Annotated in this window: 20 protein-coding genes; 10 read left to right on the top strand and 10 right to left on the bottom strand. The window is 67.8% G+C overall.

The genetic code is table 11. From position 1 onward, the window contains the following. Positions 1-20: 20 nt before the first annotated feature. The 4 genes from purH to prmA form a co-directional block, all read right to left on the bottom strand. Complete coding sequence (purH, locus tag AC1Q5B_RS18935; RefSeq protein ID WP_492632992.1) at positions 21-1,607, bottom strand: bifunctional phosphoribosylaminoimidazolecarboxamide formyltransferase/IMP cyclohydrolase; 1,587 nt, start codon at positions 1,605-1,607, stop codon at positions 21-23. Positions 1,608-1,670: 63 nt separating this feature from the next. Beyond that, the gene (gene fis, locus AC1Q5B_RS18930) at positions 1,671-1,943 is read right to left on the bottom strand and encodes a DNA-binding transcriptional regulator Fis (RefSeq protein WP_334180560.1); all 273 of its coding nucleotides are present in this window, start codon (positions 1,941-1,943) and stop codon (positions 1,671-1,673) included. 120 nt (positions 1,944-2,063) lie between these two features. Then, positions 2,064-2,978, bottom strand: coding sequence for a DUF3426 domain-containing protein (locus AC1Q5B_RS18925; RefSeq protein WP_492632991.1), 915 nt, complete (start codon positions 2,976-2,978; stop codon positions 2,064-2,066). Positions 2,979-3,039: 61 nt separating this feature from the next. Next, on the bottom strand, positions 3,040-3,954 hold the full coding sequence (gene prmA / locus AC1Q5B_RS18920; RefSeq protein ID WP_492632990.1) for a 50S ribosomal protein L11 methyltransferase: 915 nt from the start codon (positions 3,952-3,954) through the stop codon (positions 3,040-3,042). Between the two features lie 146 nt (positions 3,955-4,100). Here prmA and AC1Q5B_RS18915 point away from each other — a divergent pair, with 146 nt between their 5' ends. Together AC1Q5B_RS18915 and AC1Q5B_RS18910 are read left to right on the top strand one after the other, a co-directional pair. Further along, a complete protein-coding gene (locus AC1Q5B_RS18915) occupies positions 4,101-5,036 on the top strand; it encodes a hypothetical protein (protein ID WP_492632989.1) in 936 nt (311 codons plus the stop codon). After that, positions 5,033-5,392, top strand: coding sequence for a hypothetical protein (locus AC1Q5B_RS18910; RefSeq protein ID WP_492632988.1), 360 nt, complete (start codon positions 5,033-5,035; stop codon positions 5,390-5,392). The genes AC1Q5B_RS18915 and AC1Q5B_RS18910 overlap by 4 nt, the downstream gene beginning before the upstream one ends. 87 nt (positions 5,393-5,479) lie before the next feature. Here AC1Q5B_RS18910 and accC read toward each other — a convergent pair whose 3' ends face one another. From accC to cutA, 6 genes are all read right to left on the bottom strand, one after another. Continuing rightward, entirely contained in the window at positions 5,480-6,847 is a 1,368-nt protein-coding gene (gene accC, locus AC1Q5B_RS18905; RefSeq protein ID WP_487750422.1) for an acetyl-CoA carboxylase biotin carboxylase subunit, read from the bottom strand. 10 nt (positions 6,848-6,857) lie between these two features. Beyond that, the gene (gene accB, locus AC1Q5B_RS18900; RefSeq protein ID WP_394695703.1) at positions 6,858-7,337 is read right to left on the bottom strand and encodes an acetyl-CoA carboxylase biotin carboxyl carrier protein; all 480 of its coding nucleotides are present in this window, start codon (positions 7,335-7,337) and stop codon (positions 6,858-6,860) included. Between the two features lie 48 nt (positions 7,338-7,385). After that, a complete protein-coding gene (gene aroQ / locus AC1Q5B_RS18895; protein WP_492632987.1) occupies positions 7,386-7,826 on the bottom strand; it encodes a type II 3-dehydroquinate dehydratase in 441 nt (146 codons plus the stop codon). 211 nt (positions 7,827-8,037) lie between these two features. Then, complete coding sequence (locus AC1Q5B_RS18890; RefSeq protein ID WP_492632986.1) at positions 8,038-8,631, bottom strand: TlpA family protein disulfide reductase; 594 nt, start codon at positions 8,629-8,631, stop codon at positions 8,038-8,040. Further along, positions 8,628-10,928 carry a protein-disulfide reductase DsbD family protein gene (locus AC1Q5B_RS18885; protein ID WP_492632985.1) on the bottom strand — a complete coding sequence of 767 codons (2,301 nt, stop codon included), beginning with the start codon at positions 10,926-10,928 and terminating at the stop codon, positions 8,628-8,630. The genes AC1Q5B_RS18890 and AC1Q5B_RS18885 overlap by 4 nt, the downstream gene beginning before the upstream one ends. A 13-nt stretch (positions 10,929-10,941) precedes the next feature. Next, positions 10,942-11,265 carry a divalent-cation tolerance protein CutA gene (gene cutA, locus AC1Q5B_RS18880; protein WP_492632984.1) on the bottom strand — a complete coding sequence of 108 codons (324 nt, stop codon included), beginning with the start codon at positions 11,263-11,265 and terminating at the stop codon, positions 10,942-10,944. A 207-nt stretch (positions 11,266-11,472) separates the two neighbouring features. Between cutA and AC1Q5B_RS18875 the strand changes: the two genes are divergently transcribed. From AC1Q5B_RS18875 to lipA, 8 genes are all read left to right on the top strand, one after another. Continuing rightward, on the top strand, positions 11,473-11,766 hold the full coding sequence (locus AC1Q5B_RS18875) for a co-chaperone GroES (protein ID WP_162337521.1): 294 nt from the start codon (positions 11,473-11,475) through the stop codon (positions 11,764-11,766). A 131-nt stretch (positions 11,767-11,897) separates the two neighbouring features. Beyond that, the gene (gene groL, locus AC1Q5B_RS18870) at positions 11,898-13,538 is read left to right on the top strand and encodes a chaperonin GroEL (protein ID WP_162337520.1); all 1,641 of its coding nucleotides are present in this window, start codon (positions 11,898-11,900) and stop codon (positions 13,536-13,538) included. 91 nt (positions 13,539-13,629) lie between these two features. Then, positions 13,630-14,247: a DUF6445 family protein gene (locus AC1Q5B_RS18865; RefSeq protein ID WP_492633070.1), complete on the top strand. Its 618-nt coding sequence runs from the start codon at positions 13,630-13,632 to the stop codon at positions 14,245-14,247. Between the two features lie 213 nt (positions 14,248-14,460). Then, on the top strand, positions 14,461-15,540 hold the full coding sequence (locus AC1Q5B_RS18860) for a 3-deoxy-7-phosphoheptulonate synthase (protein ID WP_492632983.1): 1,080 nt from the start codon (positions 14,461-14,463) through the stop codon (positions 15,538-15,540). Positions 15,541-15,642: 102 nt separating this feature from the next. Continuing rightward, the gene (locus AC1Q5B_RS18855) at positions 15,643-16,074 is read left to right on the top strand and encodes a DUF2141 domain-containing protein (RefSeq protein ID WP_492632982.1); all 432 of its coding nucleotides are present in this window, start codon (positions 15,643-15,645) and stop codon (positions 16,072-16,074) included. Between the two features lie 11 nt (positions 16,075-16,085). Then, entirely contained in the window at positions 16,086-17,609 is a 1,524-nt protein-coding gene (locus AC1Q5B_RS18850; RefSeq protein WP_492632981.1) for a carotenoid oxygenase family protein, read from the top strand. Positions 17,610-17,645: 36 nt separating this feature from the next. Then, on the top strand, positions 17,646-19,823 hold the full coding sequence (locus AC1Q5B_RS18845) for an AsmA family protein (protein WP_492632980.1): 2,178 nt from the start codon (positions 17,646-17,648) through the stop codon (positions 19,821-19,823). Between the two features lie 488 nt (positions 19,824-20,311). Then, complete coding sequence (lipA, locus tag AC1Q5B_RS18840; protein ID WP_492632979.1) at positions 20,312-21,328, top strand: lipoyl synthase; 1,017 nt, start codon at positions 20,312-20,314, stop codon at positions 21,326-21,328. The last annotated feature ends 191 nt before the right edge of the window (positions 21,329-21,519 follow it).

The raw sequence follows: 21,519 nt of genomic DNA, 5'->3' as shown, positions 1-21,519 counted from the left end.
GAGAAGACGGCCGCGGTACATCAATGGCGGAAATGCCGCACGCCGGTGAACACCATCGCGATGCCGTGCTCGTCGGCCGCGGCGATCACTTCGCTGTCGCGCATCGATCCACCCGGCTGGATCACCGCCTTGATGCCGGCGGCGGCGGCCGCGTCGATGCCGTCGCGGAACGGGAAGAACGCGTCGCTGGCCATCACCGAACCTTCGACGACCAGGTCCGCGTCGGCGGCCTTGATGCCGGCGATGCGCGCCGAGTACACGCGGCTCATCTGGCCGGCGCCGACGCCGATGGTGCGGTGGTCCTTCGCATAGACGATGGCATTGGACTTCACGAACTTCGCCACCTTCCACGCGAACAGCAGGTCGGTGAACTGCTGTACGGTCGGTGCGAGCTTCGTCACCACCTTCAGGTCGTCGCGCGTGACCACGCGGTCGTCGGCGGTCTGCAGCAACAGGCCGGAACCGATGCGCTTGGTGTCGATGAAGCCCGGCGACGCGGGCGCCAGCGGGATGCGCAGCACGCGGACGTTGGCTTTCTTGGTGGCGTAGTCGAGCGCGGCGGGCTCGTAGTCGGGCGCGATCAGCACTTCGACGAACTGGCGGTCCAGGATGACCTTCGCCGTCGCCGCATCCAGCGTGCGATTGAAGGCGATGATGCCGCCGAAAGCGCTGGTGGGGTCGGTAGCGTAAGCCAGTTCGTACGCATCGCCGCAGGCCACGCCGACGGCCACGCCGCAGGGATTCGCATGCTTGACGATCACGCAGGCCGGCGCGTCGAACTGGCGCACGCATTCCCACGCCGCATCGCTGTCGGCGATGTTGTTGTAGCTCAGTTCCTTGCCCTGCAGCTGCTCGAACGTGGCCAGCGAACCGGGCGCGGGATACAGGTCGCGGTAGAACGCGGCCTGCTGGTGCGGATTCTCGCCGTAGCGCAGGTCCATGACCTTGATGAAGCTGCCGTTCGCCTGCGCCGAGAAGGCGCTGCGCACCGGCACGTCGGACGAGGCGTCGGTGATCGCGGACAGATAGTTGCTGATCGCGGCGTCGTACTGCGCCACGCGGTTGAACGCGGCGACCGACAGCGCGAAGCGCGTCTTCGCCGACAGGGCGCCGTCGTTCGCATCGAGCTCGGCCACCAGGCCGGCGTACTGCGAAGGATCGGTCGCGACGGCGACGCGGGCGAAGTTCTTCGCCGCCGAGCGCAGCATCGCGGGACCGCCGATGTCGATGTTCTCCACCGCGTCCGCCAGCGTGCAGTCGGCCTTCGCGGTCACCGATTCGAACGGATACAGGTTCAGCACCAGCAGGTCGATCGCGCCGATGCCGTGCTCGGCCATCACCGCGTCGTCGGTGCCGGCGCGGCCCAGCAGGCCGCCGTGTACCTTGGGATGCAGCGTCTTGACGCGGCCGTCCATCATTTCCGGGAAGCCGGTGACGTCGGCGACGTCGCGCACGGCCAGGCCAGCGTCACGCAATGTCTTCGCCGTGCCGCCGGTGGACAGCAGCTCGACATCGCGGGCGGCGAGGGCGCGGGCCAGGTCGAGCAGGCCGGTCTTGTCGGAAACGGACAGCAGCGCCCGTCGGACGGGCTGGAAATCAACGGTCATCGGGGGCGGCGTGGCGAAGCGGGGCGCGGATTATAACGCGGCGCAGCAACGCAGCCGGTGGCCTCAGGCCAGCCCGTAATCCTTGAGCTTCTTGCGCAGCGTGGCGCGATGGATGCCGAGCAGGGCGGCCGCGCGGCTCTGGTTGCCTTCGCAGTGGTTCAGCACTTCCACGAACAGCGGGATTTCCATCTCGCGCAGCACGATCTCGTACACATCGTCCGCGTCGCAGCCATCCAGGTCGCGCAGGTAACGGCGTACCGACTGTGCGACGTGCTCGCGCAGTGGCGGGCGCGACGCGGCGCGTGGCGTGTCCTGGCGGGTGGAGGCAGCGTTCAATCGGATCCCCTGGGCGCTACGGATGCAGATGCCCGCCTGCGCTTGCGGGTATTCGGCGGGGGGACGAGTCTAGCGCCTGAGCGCGGCGCGCGCATCCGCTTTTTTGATGAACCGGCGGACTTAACGGAAGTCGAAGGAAAACGCGACGACGCTGGCGCTGGGTTCGCGGATGCGTACGGCCATCTGTGCGCTCTGGCCCGGTCCGATGGCGTTGGCCATCTCCCCTTCCTGCAGATAGTCGCCTGGCTGCAGCGCCCGTGCGCCGAGGGTGCGGCCATCGGCATCCTTCAGCGTCAGCAGGATCACCGGCCACGCTTGCGCCCAGCGCGCCTCGTTGCGGAACGTGGCCTGCGCCTGCAGCGTGCCCGGCATGTCGAGGAGGGGGCGCACGTCGCGGCTGAGCATGGTGAAGGCCGCAGGTTCGCGCCAGGTCGGCACGTCGCAGCGGAAGACGCCGCACAAGGCCACGACCACGGGGCGCCAGCCCGCCTGCATGGCGAGCCGTGCGCGGTCGGCGATCACCACCTGCACGCAGAGCAGCAGCGACAGCGCGATCACGGCGGCCCATTGCAGGCGCGTACGGCGTGCATGCACCGGCGTGGTGCGCGCGTGCTGCAGGAAGCGGGGTCCGGTCGCCTTCCGTGCAGGTCGTGGCGCGGTGCTGTTCTCGATGCCCCGAGCCGGAACGGTCTCGGGCAAGGGCATGTCGGTGGTCGCAACCGTATTGTCCGCTGTGTCGTCGACTGACGCGGCAGTGCCGTCTCCAGTGACGGGCTGTTCCGCAGGCGCGGGCACTTCGTGCGGCGCAACCGACAGCGATTCGACCGTCTCTTCGGCCGTCGCCTGCATGTCGACATGAGCGGCTTCTGCCTGCGGCGGTGCGGCGTGCAGCAGCGTGGCCAGGCTCGGCGCGGATGCCGGCGCGTCGCCGGCCGTCACCAGCGGCTTGCCGCAGCGTGGACAGTCCGCGGGTGTTGCGCCCGAGTGCGGATCGCGCGCGACGAGGAACTGGCAGTGCGGGCAGGCGGTGAACATGGTCGCTATTCAAGCATGCCCGTCGACCGGTGTGTTGTGGCCGCGGGTGATGGTCGTGGTGTCAGCGGCGGACGCCGTCGATGCGCATCCAGTCACCCTCCTGCGTGGCCGACAGGGCGTCGAACCAGGGCGCGTAGCGGACGAGCAGATCGCCTTCCTGTCCCTGGAGGATGCCCGACAGCGCGAGGCGGCCACCGGGTGCCACGCGCGCCGCGAGGATCTCGGCGAGCGCATCCAGCGCGGAGGCGAGGATGTTGGCCACCACCACCGGATACGTCGCCAGCGGCTCGTCGTCGGGCAGGTAGACGCTGAAGTCCGCACCCACGTCGTTGCGCTGCGCGTTATCGGCACTGGCCAGCAGGGCCTGCGGATCGTTGTCGACGCCGACCGCCTGCGCGGCGCCCAGCTTCAACGCCGCCAGCGCGAGGATGCCGGAGCCGCAACCGAAATCGAGCACGCGCTGTCCCTGCAGTGCGCCTTCACCGGCGAGGGCGTCGAGCCAGCGCAGGCACAGCGCCGTGGTGGGATGCGTGCCCGAGCCGAACGCGAGGCCGGGATCGAGCCGCACGATCGCCGCATCGTCGCCGGCCTCGTCGGGAACCTCGTGGTTCCACGGCACGATGAAGGTGCGTGCGCCGAAGCGCATCGGCTTGAACTGGTCCAGCCACGCGCGTTCCCAGTCCTCGTCCTCGACCTTGCGGAAGCCGACCTGCGTCCAGTCCAGTCCCGGGTCGAAGGCTTCGAGCGCGGCCAGCAGCGTCAGCGCGTCGGCCTCCGCATCGAACAGCGCGGTCAGCACCAGCGCCTTCCACAGCGGCGTCTCGCCGACACCCGGTTCCAGGATGGCGCGCTCGTTGCCGGTATCCGCATCGGCGTCCAGCAGGGTGACCGACAGCGCGCCCACGTCGTCCAGTGCGTTCTCGTAGCGCGGCTGCTCGGTCTCGGTGCAGCGCAGGGAGAGTTCCAGGTAAGGCATGGTCGGCAGTGAAAATGAACGGGCGGGGATTGTCTCACGCGTCCTGCGGTCCGGGTCTGCGGAACGGCGACGAAAGGCCGTGACGGGCCCCGCGAACGCGCATGCATCGCGTTGAAAGGCGGGGAAGCCCCCGGGATAATGGTCGCGTGCCCCGGAAGCTGCTGATGCCGATGATGCTGGTGGGCCTGCTGGGCGCGCTGGCGTGGATACCGCTGCGCCAGGCGGGCTGGCTGCCGCATGCCGCGCCGACGGTCGCCGATGCGGCGGCCGGCCCTGAAGCCGGATCTTTCTCTTCTCCGTCCGCAACGCCATCGCTGCGTCCGATGGCCGCGCGTGCGATGCCGGGGCTGTCGCCACTGCGGCGTGGATTCGAGGACAGCACGGACCTGTTCGCCTATTCGCGCGAACTGATGAGCCTGGCCGCTGCCGGCGATGCCGATGCGATGTGGTTGCTGAGCCTGGTCCAGGACCAGTGCGCCGGTTTCGCGGCCGATCCCGCCGGCTATGCGCAGGACACCCGCGTCATCGCCGGTCTGGGCCTGTCCAACGGCAACGCCATGCTGTCCGCGCGCCAGCGCATCCAGCAGCGGTGCGCGCGTTTCGTGCCGCAGGACGGTTTCTCGCTGCCGACCCTCATCACCCAGCGCACGCTGGCCGCAAGCGCGGGCAGCCTGGCGGCTGAGGCGTCGCTGCTCGCCATGGAGCGGCCGTTGCAGGACGACGACGACTACCGGCGAGACCTGGTGCAGCGCGTGCTCGACTCGGGCGATCCCTTCGCCTATCTCGCCATCGCACCGGCAATGGGCACGGTCGGCAGCGGTCGCCGCGACACGCTGGGCGAGGTATCGGGCAGCGACCTGAGCGAGATCGCATGGCGTATCGCCTCGTGCGAGTTGGGCATGGATTGCAGCCCCGACGGTTCGATGATGACGAGTTACTGCGTGAACGGCGGGATCTGTTCGCGCGACGAATCGCAGGATTTCACCACCTTTGCGCGGGACGCGGGCTTCCCGCGCCAGGGTGCGGACAATGTGGACGACATGGTGGGCACTTTGCTGGCCCGCCCGGGAGTGGACGGATGAAATACAAGCGCACGCGGCCGGGAGTGAATCTCCTGGTCTGGGGACTGGTGGTGGTGGCCTATGCCGCCGCCGCCGCCACGATCGTCATCGAGACGCGCGACCCCGATTTCCGGGACCTGTCGCGGGTCGGGCACATGACCATCCATGCACCGGACGATGCGCGCCGCCTCGGCGCATCCCAGGTCGCCGCGCTCTATCGCGCGCGCAGCGGCACGCCGTTCTCGACGCTGTCGCCCGGCAGCACGATCAGGGTGGTATGGCCGGACGGTTCGTCCGAAGTGGTGCGGATCACCGATCCGTCCTCGCCCCTTGGCGCCATGCCCGTGCCGGGCACGCAACAGGCACCGGACAGGTAAGACGCGGCGCTGCGCGTCGTCCGGGAACGAAAGAGGGCCGGGATGTTTCCATCCCGGCCCTCTTTCGTTCTGTCGCGACGTAACCGCTCAGACCAGCGAGATCGCCTTGTTCTTCCGTTCCGCGAGGCGCTTTTCCAGATAGTGGATGTTCTGGCCGCCGGCCTGGAAGCCCTGGTCGCGCATGATGCGCTGCTGCAGGGGGATGTTGGTCTTGATCCCGTCGATGACCATCTCGCTGAGCGCCACGCGCATGCGGGCGATGGCGGTGTCGCGGTCCGGACCGTGCACGATCAGCTTGGCGATCATCGAGTCGTAGTTCGGCGGTACGCGATAGCCTTCGTAGATGTGCGTGTCGACGCGCACGCCAGGGCCGCCGGGCGGATGGAAGTGCTGGATCAGCCCCGGATGCGGCATGAAGGTGTCCGGATCTTCCGCATTGATGCGGCACTCGATCGCATGGCCACGCAGCACGATGTCGCTCTGCTTGATGGTCAGCTTCTGACCGGCGGCGATGCGCAACTGCTCGCAGACCAGGTCGATGCCGGTGATGCGCTCGGTCACCGGATGCTCCACCTGGATGCGGGTGTTCATCTCGATGAAGTAGAAGCGGCCGTCCTCGAACAGGAATTCGAACGTACCCGCTCCGCGGTAGCCGATGCGGATGCAGGCTTCCACGCAGACCTTGCCGATCTCGTTGCGCAGTTCCTCGGTGATGCCGGGCGCCGGCGCTTCCTCGACCACCTTCTGGTGGCGGCGCTGCATCGAGCAGTCGCGCTCGCCCAGATGGATGGCGTTGCCCTGGCCGTCGGCAAGCACCTGGATCTCCACGTGGCGCGGATTCTCCAAGAACTTCTCCATGTAGACCTCGCCGTTGCCGAAGGCTGCCTTGGCTTCCGACTTGGTGGTCTCGATGGCGGCCTTCAGCGCGCCCTCGACATGCACGACGCGCATGCCGCGCCCGCCGCCGCCGCCCGCGGCCTTGATGATGACCGGGTAGCCGATCTCACGGGCGATCTTGGTGTTGGCGACGATGTCATCGCCCAGCGGTCCGCCGCTGCCGGGGACGCACGGCACGCCGGCGGCCTGCATGGCGCGGATCGCTTCGACCTTGTCGCCCATCATGCGGATGGTGTCGGCCTTCGGGCCGATGAAGATGAAGCCGGACTGCTCCACGCGCTCGGCGAAGTCGGCGTTCTCCGACAGGAAGCCGTAGCCCGGATGGATGGCCTGCGCGTCGGTCACCTCGGCCGCGGCGATAATCGCCGGGATGTTGAGGTAGCTGTCCTTCGAGGCGGCCGGGCCGATGCAGACGGACTCGTCGGCCATGGCCACGTGCTTGAGGTTGCGGTCGACGGTGGAGTGCACCGCGACCGTGCGGATGCCCAGGGTGTGGCAGGCGCGCAGGATGCGCAGCGCAATCTCACCCCGGTTGGCGATGACGACTTTGTCCAGCATGGCGCGGACCTCAGCCGATCACGAACAGCGGCTGGTCGAATTCGATCGGCTGGCCGCTCTCGGCCAGGATCGACAGCACGGTGCCGGATACGTCGGCTTCGATGGGGTTGAACATCTTCATGGCTTCGATGATCGCCAGGGTCTCGCCGGCCTTCACCGACTGGCCGACACTGACGAACGACGGCTTGTCCGGCGACGGCGAAGCGTAGAACGTCCCGACCATCGGGGCGCGTACCACGTGGCCGTCGGGCAGGGCGTTGCCGGCCTTGGCGGTGCCGCCGGTGGATGCCTCGGTGGGCGAGCTCATCGGCATCGGCGCGGCCGGGCGCGGTTCGGCATAGGCGACCGGTGCGGGTGCGGCCGGCGCGGCGTAGCCGCCCTTCGGCGTGCGCGCCAGGCGCACGGATTCTTCGCCTTCCTTGATCTCGATTTCGGCCAGGTTCGACTCTTCCAGCAGGTCGATCAGTTTCTTGATTTTGCGGAGATCCATGGGAGCCTCGTGGTTGAACGCTGTTCCCTGCGGGGAACAAAAAGAAGGTCAGGCCGGCAACCGCTGCAGGGCGGCGTCCAGCGCATAGCGGTAGCTGTCGGCGCCGAAACCGCAGATCACGCCCACCGCCTTGTCGCTGAGGTAGCTGGTGTGGCGGAAGGGTTCGCGGCTGTGCGGGTTGGACAGGTGGATTTCGATGAAAGGCAGGGCGATCGCCGCCAGCGCGTCGCGGATGGCGACCGAGGTGTGGGTGAACGCGGCCGGGTTGATCAGGAGGAAGGCGGTGCCGTCGGTGCGGGCGGCCTGGATACGGTCCACCAGGGCATGCTCGGCATTGGACTGGAAGGTGTCGAGCTGGTGGCCGGCGGCCTGTGCCTGCGCGGCCAGGGCCAGGTCGATGTCCGCCAGCGTCGCGTGGCCATAGACCTCCGGCTCGCGGGTACCGAGCAGATTGAGGTTGGGGCCATGCAGGACCAGCAGCTTCGCCATTCGGCTCTCCAGCGGAAGGGCGGCAGTCTGCTTGAACCTGCCGATGCTGTCCAGTTCGCCGAAGTTTGCCTCGTTTTAAGCGATTGTTTGATTCTTCGCGAGCTCATGGCGGATCAAGGGCTTGCGGGGCATCGCGCCGGGTACGACAGCCGATCCGTTCATGGGTTGCAGCCGCGTTAGCCGCCGTTTCGACGATGTTGCGTGCTGCGGCCTACTTTGCCCAACCGCTGATCTCGCCATGCTGGAATGGGCCGATTTTCTGTCGCTCGATGCGCCCGTCGGCCCCCACCAGTACGGTGTAGGGCAACACGCCCTTGGTGTTGCCCAGCCATACGCTGGCATCGGCAGGGCCTGGGGTATCCAGCACGATCGGGTAGCTGACCGGGACCCGGGACAGGAAATCCTGCACGCCGTCGGTCGTATCCAGGGCGAGTCCCACCACCTGCACCCCATCGGTGCCCTGAGCTGTCGCGAAGCGCTGCAGCTCCGGCATCTCCTCGATACACGGTCCGCACCAGCTCGCCCACACATTGATCAGCAGCCGCTTGCCTGCGTAGCGCGTGCGCAGGTCGACGACGGCGCCATCCAGTCCGGGCAGTGCGATCGCCGGCATCGGGTCGCCGATGCCGGCAGGCGTAACGCCGGCGGGCGGCCGGGGTGCGGTCGCGTTCGTGGCCGCATGCAGGGCGCGTTCGCCCACCTGCGTGCGCCAGAACGGATTGCCGTTGAACCAGACGCTCGCCGCCAGGCCCAGGCCGCCGGCCAGGATCGCGACGGCGACGATGCGGGGCGTGGTGATCTTCACCGCGCCGCCCGCTCGAACGCCTGGCGCATCGTGTCGTTCGTGAGCACGGTCGGCAGCACTTCGCCTTCGCCGCCACCGCGTGGATAGATCACGTACAGCGGCACACCGACGGCTTTGTGCTGTTCAAGGAACGCGGTGATCGCCGGGTCCACGTTGGTCCAGTCGCCGGTCATCATTACCGCGTCGTGGGTGGCGAGCAGATCGCGGAACGCCGAGGTGTTCAGCACCGCCTTCTCGTTGGCCTTGCAGGTGACGCACCAGTCCGCCGTCATGTCGACGAAGACGATGCGGCCCTCGGCCCGCAGCGAGGCAAGTCGTTCGGCGGAATAGGCCACATGGCCTTCAGCCGTCGGTGCGGCGATGGAGGCCGTCGGCAGTCGGTGCACCATTGCCAGCGGCACCAGCGCAGCGGCGGCGAGTACCAACGCCAGTGCGCGCTGCAGCGGGGCGGCGGAGAAACGCACGCGCTGGAACCACCACAGCCCCAACGCCAGCACCACCAGGCCCACCAGCGCCAGGCCGACGGCATCGATGCCGCGCTGTTTGCCCAGCACCCACAGCAGCCAGGCGGCGGTGAGGTACATCGGGAAAGCGAGCACCTGTTTCAGCGTCTCCATCCACACGCCGGGTCGCGGCAGACGATTCGCCAGCGCCGGCACGAAGCCGATCAACAGGAACGGCAGCGCCAGTCCCAGGCCGAGCACCGCGAATACCAGCAGTGCCAGCGGTGTGGGAGCAGTGAAGGCATAGGCGAGTGCGATGCCCATGAAGGGCGCCGTGCAGGGACTGGCCACGACGACGGCCAGCACGCCAGTGAAGAAGTCGCCCAACGGACCGCGCCGCGACGCCAGACCGTGCCCGGCACCGGCCAATCGGTGGCCGACCGCGAATACGCCCGAGAGGCTCAGGCCCACCGCGAACATCACGTAGGCCAGCAGGCCGACTATCCACGGTTGCTGCAGTTGGAAGCCCCAACCCAGCGCCTGGCCCGCGGCACGCAGCGCGATGGCCAGCGCGCCGACGGCGACGAAACTGACCAGCACGCCGGCCGTGTACCAGAGCGCGCGCCGACGGGCATCGCGACCGTCGCGTCCACTCTCGGCCAGCGACAGCGCTTTCAGCGAGAGGATCGGCAGCACGCAGGGCATCAGGTTGAGGATCAGGCCGCCGAGCAGCGCCAGTGCCAGCGCTGCAATCAATGACGTCGCGTCGCGCTGGTTGCGTGCCAGCACGTCTTCGGGAGGGCGTGTGCGCTCCACGTCTGCGGCGACAGGCGTGGTTGTTGCTGCCGCTTCCGCCTCCGGCTTGGCGACAGCCGTATCGGCCGTGTTTGCCGTTGCCGGCGCGGGCGCGACGGCGGCGGGAGCGGGCACGTCTGGTGTAGTGGCCGGGGTCACCGTACCTGCCGGGATCGACAGCGCCACGCGCCGCATCATCGGCGGATAGCAGATGCCATCGGTCTGGCATCCCTGGAACGTCACGCGCAGCGTCGCCTTCGCGGCATTGCCATGCTGGCGTCGCAACGGCACCGGTACTTCGGCCTGGTCGAAGTAGACGGTGACCTCGCCGAAGTGTTCGTCGCGGTGCGCCTTGCCCTTGGGCCAGCGCGGCGCCTGCAGCGCGATGCCCTGCGCGCCTTCCAGCGCCATCGAGGTGCGGTCGCGGTAGACGTAGTAGCCGCGGGCCGGGGTGAAGCGCAGCAGCAATTCGTTGCCGTTGAACGCGATCGCCTCGAAGGCGAACGCCTGGTCCGCCGGCAGCGGCAGCGCATCCATGCCGGCCTGCGGTTTCTGGCCCAGCAGATTGCCGGTGAGCGTCGTTCCCGGCCCCAGCGGCACGAAGGCCTCGTCCGCAGCGGGCGGCAGCGCCACCTTCAGCGTACGCGTCTGTGGCGGGTAGCAGATGCCGGCGTCGGCGCAGCCCTGGTACTTGATCTTCAGTGTGACGCTGTCCGTCGGCGCCGCCGGCTGGCCGGGCAGACTGGCGACCAGTTCGCTACGGTAGGTTTCGACGTCGCCGAAGAACTCGTCGCGGTACGCCTTGCCCTTCGGCAACTGCAGCGGCTGCGCGGCGAAACCGGCATCGGCTTCCACCCCCGTGCGGTGCCGGTAGAGGTAGTAGCCCTCGGTGATCTTCCAGCGGATCTCGATGCGGTCGCGGGCCGGCGCGGTGGCGGTCAGCACGAACGCCTCGTCCACCGGCAACAGGTCGTCCTGGGTGATCGCCGCCGCCCCGCGGGGCGCGGACAGGCCGATCAGGAACAGCAGCAGGACGGGCAGGGCACGGGTCAGCGTCATCAGGGCACTCGGGTCAGGCGTCCTGCCGGGTTTCGGTGGCCACCCAGGCCAGGTAGGCGGGCAGGCCGGCCGCGGTTTCGACCGCCAGGATCTCCGGCAGTTCATAAGGGTGGAGCTCGGCCAGCCGCACCATCAGCGCATCACGCCGGTCGGCGGTGGTCTTGGCCAGCAGCTGGACCTCGGTGGCCTGCTCGACCTTGCCCTGCCAGCGGTAGGTCGAGATCGCTCCGGGCAGCAGGTTCACGCAGGCGGCCAGCCGTTCTTCCACCAGCGTCCGCGCCAGCCGCTGGGCGGTGTCGGCGTCCGGGCAGGTGGACAGGATCAGGTAGACGGACATGGGCCGGCGATTATCGCAGACCGCCCGGCCCGGCCCGGTCGCAAAAAAATCTGCCGCCAGGCCCTTGAAAGCGCGGCGGCCCCGCCCAACATCGGTCGGCATCCGGCGTTGCCGGGTTTTTGCGTCCGCGACGTTGGCAGTCCCTCGAGGCGAGTGCTAACATCGCCGCCCCTTTCCCAGTCCAATCAATCACTTAAGAGGATTGAAATGAGCAACATCAAGCCGCTGTACGACCGTCTGGTGGTCAAGCCGATCGAAGCCGAAGAAACCTCCCTCGGCGGCATCATCATTCCCGACGCCGCCAAGGAAAAGCCCACCAAGGGTGAAGTCGTCGCCGTCGGCGAGGGCAAGTTCGTCGAAGCCACCGGCAACGTCCGCGCCCCCAAGGTCAAGGTCGGCGACAAGGTGATCTACGGCCAGTACTCGGGTTCGGCCTACAAGCAGGACGGCGTCGAGTACAAGATCATCAAGGAAGACGACGTCCTCGCGATCCTCGGCTGATGCCGAGGCGGGACTCGTGATGGGTGCTTCGCCGCAGCGCGACGCGTTGACGGTTCCGCCCAGTCCGAGTTCCCGCCGCCCGACGCTCATCGAATCACTCATCACCCCATACGAATCACGGAGTTTTTCCAATGGCTGCAAAAGATATCCGTTTCGGTGAAGACGCCCGTACGCGCATGGTGCGCGGCGTGAATGTCCTCGCCAATGCCGTCAAGGCCACCCTCGGCCCGAAGGGCCGCAACGTCGTGCTCGAGAAGAGCTTCGGCGCCCCGACGATCACCAAGGACGGCGTGTCCGTCGCCAAGGAAATCGAACTGGCCGACAAGTTCGAGAACATGGGCGCGCAGATGGTCAAGGAAGTCGCTTCCAAGACCTCCGACAACGCCGGTGACGGCACCACCACCGCCACCGTGCTGGCGCAGGCGTTCATCCGCGAAGGCTCCAAGGCCGTCGCCGCCGGCATGAACCCGATGGACCTGAAGCGCGGCATCGACCAGGCCGTGAAGGCCGCCGTCGAAGAGCTGAAGAAGCTCTCCAAGCCGACCGCCGACGACAAGGCGATCGCCCAGGTCGGCACCATCTCGGCCAACTCCGACAGCAACATCGGCGACATCATCGCCGAGGCGATGAAGAAGGTCGGCAAGGAAGGCGTGATCACGGTCGAGGAAGGCTCGGGCCTGGAGAACGAACTCGACGTCGTCGAGGGCATGCAGTTCGACCGCGGCTACCTGTCGCCGTACTTCATCAACAACCAGCAGTCGCAGCAGGTCGAATTCGACGACCCCTTCATCCTGATCCACGACAAGAAGGTGTCCAACGTCCGCGAACTGCTGCCGGTGCTGGAAGGCGTCGCCAAGGCCGGCAAGCCGCTGCTGATCGTGGCCGAGGAAGTCGAAGGCGAAGCGCTGGCCACCCTCGTGGTCAACACCATCCGTGGCATCGTCAAGGTCGCCGCCGTCAAGGCGCCGGGCTTCGGTGACCGCCGCAAGGCCATCCTGGAAGACATCGCCACGCTGACCAACGGCACGGTGATCTCCGAAGAAGTCGGCCTGCAGCTGGAGAAGGCGACGATCAACGACCTGGGTCGTGCGAAGAAGGTCGTGGTCTCGAAGGAGAACACCACCATCATCGACGGCGCCGGCGATGCCGAGCGCATCCAGTCGCGCATCAAGCAGATCAAGGCGCAGATCGAAGAGACCTCTTCCGACTACGACCGCGAGAAGCTGCAGGAACGCGTGGCCAAGCTGGCCGGCGGCGTGGCCGTGATCAAGGTCGGTGCCTCGACCGAGATCGAAATGAAGGAAAAGAAGGCCCGCGTCGAAGACGCCCTGCACGCGACGCGTGCGGCGGTGGAAGAAGGCGTGGTCCCGGGTGGTGGCGTCGCGCTGATCCGCGCGCTGCAGACCATCGGCAACCTGAAGGGCGCCAACGAAGACCAGAACCACGGCATCCAGATCGCCCTGCGCGCGATGGAAGCCCCGCTGCGCGAGATCGTCACCAATGCCGGCGAAGAGCCGTCGGTGATCGTCAACCGCGTCAAGGAAGGTTCGGGCAACTTCGGCTACAACGCCGCCAACGGCGAGTTCGGCGACATGATCGAGTTCGGCATCCTGGACCCGACCAAGGTCACGCGCTCCGCGCTGCAGAACGCCGCTTCGATCGCGGGTCTGATGATCACCACCGAAGCGATGGTGGCCGAGGCTCCGAAGAAGGACGAACCGGCGATGCCGGCTGGCGGTGGCATGGGCGGCATGGGCGGCATGGACTTCTAAGAAGTCCGCGTCCGCTGTACCGCAGTACCGGGAACCCCGCCGCAAGGCGGGGTTTCTTTTTGCCTTGTCGTGACGAGGGGCGACCGTTAGCCTGCATGCCATGCATACCTCCCTCATCATCGTCGACGACTTCCTTGGCCAGCAGGACGCGCTGTCGTTGCGCGACGCGGCCTTGAAACTGACGTATCCCGATCTGCGCGGTCCCTTCCCCGGCCGCAATTCGCTGGAGCGCATCGAGATCGAAGGTCTGTCCGAGATCGCCTCGCACCTCACCGGTGAGCGCCTCAAGCCGATCAACCCGCTGCAATCGCACGGCAAGTTCCGCATCACCTTGGCGAGCGATGTCGGCACGGCCAAGGTGCATATCGACCAGGCGTACTGGTCCGGCATCCTCTACCTCAGCAAGCCGGAGGATTGCCGCGGCGGCACGGAGTTCTTCCGTCATCGTCCCTCGAACCGTGATCGCGCACCGCTCAACGACGCCGAACTGACGGAGATGGGGTTCTCCTCGCATGCGCAGATGCACCAGGAGATCATCGAGAAGCACAGCAACGACGACAGCGTGTGGGAGCCGACCATGCAGGTGCCGATGCGCTTCAACCGGCTGGTGTTGCTGCGCCCCTGGCTGTGGCATACCGCCGGCCCCGCGTTCGGCAGCACGATGGAGGACGGTCGGCTGGTCTATCTGATGTTCTTCACCGCGGCGTGATCCTGCGGCTTCCGTTGCCGATGAAACATTCGACAAGCGTCTCCATGCGTGGCCCAATGGCTGCGTGAACACCCCCCGCGCCCGCTTTTGGTTCTGGTATTACCGCGATCCTTCCGCGGCGGCGAGGCTGTGTTCCTTCTAGCGAAACACCAGAAGAATCCCCTTGAAGCCGCCAGCGAAACTGGCGGCTTTTTTGTTGACCCGGAGACCCCGATGGCCCCCCATACCGACGATCTGCGCATCCGCAAACTCGATGAGCTGGTCACGCCCGCTGCCGTGATCGGCGAACTGCCGTGCGACGACCTGGTGTCGCAGACCGTATCCGAATCGCGCGCCGCGCTGCACGACATCCTGCAGGGACGCGACGACCGCCTCGTCGTGGTGATCGGGCCGTGCTCGATCCACGATCCCGCTTCCGCAATGGACTACGCCCAGCGCCTGAAACCGCTGCGCGACGCGCTGGCCGGCGAACTGGAGATCGTGATGCGCGTGTACTTCGAGAAGCCGCGCACCACGGTGGGATGGAAGGGCCTGATCAACGATCCGGCGCTGGACGGCAGCTTCGACATCAATCGCGGCCTGCGGCTGGCGCGCGGCCTGCTGCGCGACATCAACGCGCTCGGCCTGCCGGCGGGTTGTGAGTACCTCGATACCATCTCGCCACAGTACATCAGCGATCTGGTGGCGTGGGGCGCGATCGGCGCGCGCACCACCGAAAGCCAGGTGCACCGCGAGATGGCCAGCGGCCTGTCGTGCCCGGTCGGCTTCAAGAACGGCACCGACGGCAACATCAAGATCGCGGTGGATGCGGTGGGCGCAGCCTCGCATCCGCATCATTTCCTGGCGGTGACCAAGGATGGCCGTTCGGCGATCGCCGCCACCGCCGGCAATCCCGATTGCCACGTCATCCTGCGCGGCGGCAAGACGCCCAACTACGACGCCGGGAGTATCGAGGCAGCCAGCCAGGTGCTGGCGAAGTCGGGCCTGCCGGCGCGCCTGATGGTCGATGCCAGTCACGCCAACAGCGGCAAGAACCCGGACCACCAGCCGGCCGTGATCGACGACATCGCCACGCAGCTGGAAGCGGGCGAGCGGCGTATCGTCGGGGTCATGGTGGAGAGTCATCTCGTCGGTGGCCGCCAGGATCTGGTCGATGGCCAACCGCTGACCTACGGGCAGAGCATCACCGATGGCTGCCTCGGCTGGGACGCATCGGTGCAGGTACTGGAGCGACTCGCCGCGGCGGTGCGCCTGCGCCGGCAGCGCACCGATGCGGTGGAGCAGGCGGCGTAAGCGGGAAGTGACTTCCGGCAGGTCGAAGAGATGACCGCTGGCAACTGACCGGGGGCGGCATGGCGGATGAGACTGGCCGCACACCCGCCACCGGAGTCCGCCATGTACCGTCCCAAGCACTACACGCTGCCGCTCGCCCTCGTCCTGACCTGTTTCGGTGCCTTCCAGGCGCAGGCTGCGGACCTTACCGTCACGCTGCACGACGTGCGCGCGCAGACTGGCCTGCTGAAGCTGGCGGTCGTCGACTCGCCGGCCGGCTGGGACGGGCAGGCAAAGCCGGTACAGGCCGATGGCGCACCGCCGCAGGGCGATACCGCCACCTTCGTGTTCAAGGGGCTGAAGCCCGGCGCCTACGCCGTGCTGGTGACCCACGACGAGAACGGCAACGGCAAGCTCGACAGCAACATGATCGGCATGCCGGTCGAAGCCTACGGCTTCAGCAACAACCCGAAGGTGATGCGCAAACCGACCTGGGAAGAAGCGCGCTTCGAGGTCGGCGCGCAGGATGCCGCCATCGACATCCACCTGCGTTGAGGCGCGCCGCCATGGACCGTCGCCGCTTCCTGCGCAATCTGCTGTCCGGTGCCACCGCCCTGGCCATCGCGCCCGCGCTGCTGCGCAGCGAGCATGCCTTCGCCGGCGATCCCGCCCGCTTCGCGGCGGGTTTGCGCGAACAGCCATGGCTCGCGGGCTGGAAATCCGTGCAGTCGGAAACCCTGGGCCCGGCGACCGTACAGCTCGAAGGGCGGCTGCCGGCGGGCTTCACCGGCACGCTGTACCGCAACGGCCCGGCGTGGAGGGAGCGGGCCGGCTTCCGCTATGAGCACTGGTTCGATGGCGACGGCATGGTGCATGGCTGGCGCTTCAATGGCGACGGCACGCTCAGTCACCACGCACGCATGGTCGCCACGCCGAAGTTCACCCGCGAGCAGAAGGCGGGCCGCTTCCTGTATCCGACGGCGGGCACGTCCATCCCCGACATGCAGCCGATCCGCAACAACGACGACGCGAACACCGCCAACACCTCCGTCACGATGATCAACGGCCGCCTGTTCGCGCTGTCCGAAGCAGGATCCGCGTTCGAACTGGACCCGGATGAACTGACGACACTGGGCGCGGTCACCTGGCGTCCCGATCTGGCCGCAATCCCGTTCTCTGCGCATCCGCTGGTGGACCGCGACGGTTCGTCGTGGAACTTCGGCTCCCTCTCGATGATGGGCGGCAACGGGCTGGTGGTCTGGCATATCGGTCGCGACGGCACGCTGGCCTCGGCCGATGTACTGGAGACGCCGGTGCCGGGTTACCTGCACAGCTTCGCGATGACCGATCGCCATCTGGTCTTCGTGCTGATCCCGTTCCGCTACCGGGACGGATCGGGCGCCTTCTTCGAGCGCCTGCGCTTCCAGCAGGACCAGCCGTTGCGCATCGCCGTGGTCGACAAGGCGGCGCCCTCGAGGGCGCAGTGGTTCGAGGCGGATTTCGCTGCGATCTACCACTTCGGCGATGCGCACGAACGCGACGGCCGCATCACCGTCCGTGCGGTCCAGCACCTGGACCTGGAGGAAGCGCGCTCGCCGATGCGGGCTGCGATGAACGGCGACGTGCACGGCGACGCGCATGGTGGCAAAGGACCGTTGTGCGAACTGGTGCTGGATCTGCGCAGCGGCAGGGCGCACTGGGAAGACACCGGCATCGCCGGCATCGAGTTCCCCGTGTTCGACGCCCGCACGCCGTCTCGCGACGCGGCGCGACTGTATGCGCCCATCCATGCCGACGGATCGACCGCGCCGTACTTCAGCCGCATCGGTGCCTTCGATCCGGTACGCGGCCGTCGCCAGGTGCACGACTACGGGCGCGACGTGCTCGTGGAAGAACACCTGTTCGTCCCGCGGCCCGGCAGTTCGCGTCCCGACGACGGTTGGCTGGTCGGCACGCTGCTGGATGCCGTGAAGGGTCGCAGCGGCATCGCGGTGCTGGATGCCCGGCGCGTCGACGAAGGCCCGCTGGCGCAGGCCTGGTTGCCGTACACGGTGCCGCTGGGCTTCCACGGGTACTTCGCCGCGCGCTGATTCGCTCGGCAGGTCCGGATGCGGCATCCTGCGCGGATGGAACGGACATCCTTTCGCACCAAGGGCCTGCGCTGGCTGGCATGGGGACTGATCGCGCTCGCCGCGACGTACGCGCTCTATCTGCTCGCCGGCAACGTCTTCCTCAACACGGCGTTGGGCGAGAGGGCGTTGAACCGCAAGCCGGACCGCTTCCAGATGCACTGGGCCTCCGGCCACACCTGGTGGCCGGGCCATGTCAGCCTGCGCGGCGTAGTGCTGCAGGGGCACGCGCGCCGCATCGCCTGGGAAGCGCAGGCGGCGCGCGTGGAAGGACGCATCGCGCTGTGGCCGCTGCTGTCGCGGCGCCTGCACGTACCCGAGATCCGTGCGGACGATGTGCGGGGTGGCGTGCGACGCGTGGCGAAGGAACTGGCACCTCCGCCAGCGCGCGACGGCGGCTGGGAGCTGCAGTTCGACCGCATCGCCAGCGACTCGCTCCAGCGCGGGTACTTCGACGGGCTGGAACTCGTCGGCGCGGGGCATGGCGACGTCGGCTTCTACAAGCAACTGCGCGGCGGACCGATGGAATTGATGCCGTCTACCGTAGGCTTCGCCCAGGCGCGGGTGGTCCGTAACGGTGAGGAAGTCCTGCGCGACGCGACGCTGGATGTGCGTTTCGCGATCGACCGGCACCGGCGCGAGCAGGCCGCAGGTATCGACAAGCTGATGAAGACGCGGCTGGGCGTGAAGCTGGCCGGTCGCACCGCCGGCCTGAACATCGCCGTCAGTCCGCGCGGCAAGGTGACGACGACGCTGGTGCCGGGTGAAGGGCGCGCCGACATCGATCTGGCTTTCGAGCGTGGCCTGCTCGCGCCGGGTGGCCGCGCGCAATGGACGATGGCGGTGGCCGGCAACGACATCGCCGGTGCGGTGCGCAACGACATCCTGGGCATCGACGTGGCGGTGGACAAGGACATCGTGCTGAAGGCGACCGTGCCGCCGCAGGCGGACGGTCGCCTGGCATTGGAAGCGGACCTGCGCCTGCGCGGCCGGCAGGTGCCGCTGCGCGATTTCGCCGGCCTGCTGCCGCGCGCGTCCGGCCATGTGGAGGGCGCCTGGCACTTCGACTCCCTCCGCTGGCTGTCGGACCTGTTTCCGCAGGCGCCGTGGCTGAAGCTCGATGGCGCCGGCTCGATCCGTGCCGACGTGCAGGTGGCGGATGGCCAGCTCGCGGCCGGCAGTCGCATCGACGTGCCCGAGGTCGATGCGGTGGCCGAGGTGATGGGCAACCGCATCCGCGGTCTTGCCCGGGCCGACATCCGGCTGGATGCGGGCCAGGACGGTGCGCTGGTGCCGCGGCTGCAGGCCACGATGGATCGCTTCGACGTGGCATCGCTGCAGAAGCCCTGCACACCGTATGTGCAGGGACGGCACCTGGCCCTGTCGATCAACGCCGTGGGTCCGCTGGCGCAACTGCGCGACGCGTTGCAGGCGAGGGTGGTGTTCAAGGATGCCCGCGTGCCGGACCTGCGCGTGTACAACGCGTTCCTGCCGCGGCGGCAGATGCGCTTCGATGGCGGCGCCGGCGTGCTCAGCGGCGACCTGTCGCTGGATGCCGCAGGCGAAGTGGGGCGCGGCACCGTGCGCATCGCCGGGCGCGGCACCCGCATGCAACTGGCCGGCGTGCAGCTGCGGGGCGACATCGATCTCGACCTGAAGCTGCGCCGCGCCGACCTGAAGCGGCGGCTGTTCGTCGCCGATGGCAGCACCGTGCAGGTGCGCAATGTCGGCTTCACCGAGCCCGGCGGGGAATCGCGCCGCGGCTGGTGGGCGCGGGTGGCGCTGAACCGGGCGCGACTGGACGTGGACCGGCCGATCAGTGCCGGCGGCGGGGCCGACGTGACCATGAAGGATGTCGGCTTCCTGTTGGCGCTCTTCTCGCGGCAGAAGGAGTACCCGGCCTGGGTGTACCGGCTCGTCGACGCCGGCCAGGCACAGGTGCAGGGTCGCGTGGAGTGGCGCGACGACGTGCTGATCCTCGACCGGATGCACGCGCGCAACGACCGCTACGACATGCTGGCGCGGCTGCGCCTGCAGGGAGGTCAGCGCGAAGGCGACCTGTACGCCCGATGGCGTGCGCTGAGCGTCGGGATGGAGGTGCAGGGAGCCCAGCGCACGCTTCATCTGGTCCGGGCCAAGGCCTGGTACGACGGCCGTCCGCATTACCTGAAGTAGCGAACCGGGATCGCATTCGCGCGCTCAGGCGGCGGCCGCCCTGTTCAGGTACATGCGGTGAAGAACGTAATCAGGATTCTGACGAGCGGCACACGAATTGGTCTGATATCGGTAACATGCAGCTACGACGCGGGTTTTGCTCGCATTCATATTAGTGACATGACGGTCGTGACGGGTGAACCACCGGGTTCTGTTTTGCAGTGCAGCGTGCAAGCGGCGTAACCCACCCTTCACGATGGCCCCGCATCCCGACGTGGGGGAGGGAGCAAGCCCGCAATAGCCTAGCTGTTGCGGGCTTTTTTATTCCTCCGTCGCAGGGACAAAAACCCGCGGTTCGCTGCACAAACTCCGGGCCCCGGGATGCGCCGCCGCACCCCGCGGCGTTGCCGCGCCGCCTGAGCCAGGTGGCTTGCCCCAGCCGCCTCCCGGGTGCCTGAGAGGCGTGTGCCGACCGGGGGCCGGCCAGTGAAAACGGCTAGAATTGCGGCATGGCCGATACCCCCGCACGCGTGATTCCCCTCCAGGTCGTCAGTTCCGCGCCCGTGACGCTGGAAACCGGCGCCAAACAGCTCGGCAACGACAAGATCGCGCGCTCGCCGGTGCAGTTCGCCGATGCGCCGGTCCTGCGCAAGCCGTCGTGGATCCGCGTCCGCATCCCGTCCGACGGCTCGGTGGCCAAGCTCAAGGCCAAGTTGCGCGAGAACCGCCTGGTCACGGTGTGCGAGGAAGCCAGCTGCCCGAACATCCACGAGTGCTTCGGCCACGGCACCGCCACCTTCATGATCCTCGGCGAGGTCTGCACGCGCCGCTGCTCGTTCTGCGATGTCGCCCATGGCCGGCCCAAGCCGCCGGATCCTTCCGAACCGCTGAGCCTGGCCAATACCGTGGCCGACATGGGCCTGAAGTACGTCGTGGTGACCAGCGTGGACCGCGACGACCTGCGCGACGGCGGTGCCCAGCACTTCGTCGACTGCATCGCCGCCATCCGCGAGCACTCGCCGGCCACGCGCATCGAGATCCTCACCCCGGACTTCCGCGGCAAGGGCCGCATGGACCGCGCGCTGGAGATCCTGGCGGTGAATCCGCCCGACGTGTTCAACCACAACATCGAAACCGTGCCGGACCTGTACCCGAACGTCCGCCCCGGCGCCGACTACCAGTGGTCGCTGACCCTGCTGCAGCGCTTCAAGCAGCAGCATCCGCATCTGCCCACCAAGAGCGGCATCATGCTGGGGCTGGGCGAGACGATGGAGCAGGTGCAGGGCACGCTGCGTGACCTGCGCGCGCACGACGTGGACATGGTCACCATCGGCCAGTACCTGCAGCCCACGCCGCACCACCACCCGGTGCTGCGCTACTGGACACCTGACGAGTTCAAGGCGCTGGAGGACTACGGCATGGCGCTGGGCTTCAGCCACGTGGCGTCCGGTCCGCTGGTGCGCTCGTCCTACCACGCCGACCAGCAGGCCGCGCAGGCGGCATTCACGGCCGGTCAGGCGGGCTGAGCCGCATTCCGCGGCGTGGCGCCGGCCGTCGCCGGCAGGGAGCCTCGTGCTTGGCGTGTGACCGCGCCACGGCCACGGTTCACCTTTCCCTACGCCACGCCCCTTAGGCTGCCGACAGGCAGATGACAAGCCGCGCAACTTTGTGCACTGTCCCTCTGTCGAATCCGCAATCCGTTCCAGCCTGACGGGCC

It is taken from the genome of Pseudoxanthomonas sp. GW835-FHT14C01 (assembly GCF_058793715.1).
Note: the sequence above shows the minus strand (reverse complement) of the source record. Positions and strands in the feature narration are given on the sequence as shown.

Coding starts and splice junctions, on each gene's coding strand:
- purH (WP_492632992.1), bottom strand. CDS start 1,607: ATGACCGTTGATTTCCAGCCCGTCCGACGGGCGCTGCTGTCCGTTTCC.
- AC1Q5B_RS18925 (WP_492632991.1), bottom strand. CDS start 2,978: ATGTTCACCGCCTGCCCGCACTGCCAGTTCCTCGTCGCGCGCGATCCG.
- prmA (WP_492632990.1), bottom strand. CDS start 3,954: ATGCCTTACCTGGAACTCTCCCTGCGCTGCACCGAGACCGAGCAGCCG.
- AC1Q5B_RS18910 (WP_492632988.1), top strand. CDS start 5,033: ATGAAATACAAGCGCACGCGGCCGGGAGTGAATCTCCTGGTCTGGGGA.
- accC (WP_487750422.1), bottom strand. CDS start 6,847: ATGCTGGACAAAGTCGTCATCGCCAACCGGGGTGAGATTGCGCTGCGC.
- accB (WP_394695703.1), bottom strand. CDS start 7,337: ATGGATCTCCGCAAAATCAAGAAACTGATCGACCTGCTGGAAGAGTCG.
- aroQ (WP_492632987.1), bottom strand. CDS start 7,826: ATGGCGAAGCTGCTGGTCCTGCATGGCCCCAACCTCAATCTGCTCGGT.
- AC1Q5B_RS18885 (WP_492632985.1), bottom strand. CDS start 10,928: ATGACGCTGACCCGTGCCCTGCCCGTCCTGCTGCTGTTCCTGATCGGC.
- cutA (WP_492632984.1), bottom strand. CDS start 11,265: ATGTCCGTCTACCTGATCCTGTCCACCTGCCCGGACGCCGACACCGCC.
- AC1Q5B_RS18875 (WP_162337521.1), top strand. CDS start 11,473: ATGAGCAACATCAAGCCGCTGTACGACCGTCTGGTGGTCAAGCCGATC.
- groL (WP_162337520.1), top strand. CDS start 11,898: ATGGCTGCAAAAGATATCCGTTTCGGTGAAGACGCCCGTACGCGCATG.
- AC1Q5B_RS18860 (WP_492632983.1), top strand. CDS start 14,461: ATGGCCCCCCATACCGACGATCTGCGCATCCGCAAACTCGATGAGCTG.
- AC1Q5B_RS18855 (WP_492632982.1), top strand. CDS start 15,643: ATGTACCGTCCCAAGCACTACACGCTGCCGCTCGCCCTCGTCCTGACC.
- AC1Q5B_RS18850 (WP_492632981.1), top strand. CDS start 16,086: ATGGACCGTCGCCGCTTCCTGCGCAATCTGCTGTCCGGTGCCACCGCC.
- AC1Q5B_RS18845 (WP_492632980.1), top strand. CDS start 17,646: ATGGAACGGACATCCTTTCGCACCAAGGGCCTGCGCTGGCTGGCATGG.
- lipA (WP_492632979.1), top strand. CDS start 20,312: ATGGCCGATACCCCCGCACGCGTGATTCCCCTCCAGGTCGTCAGTTCC.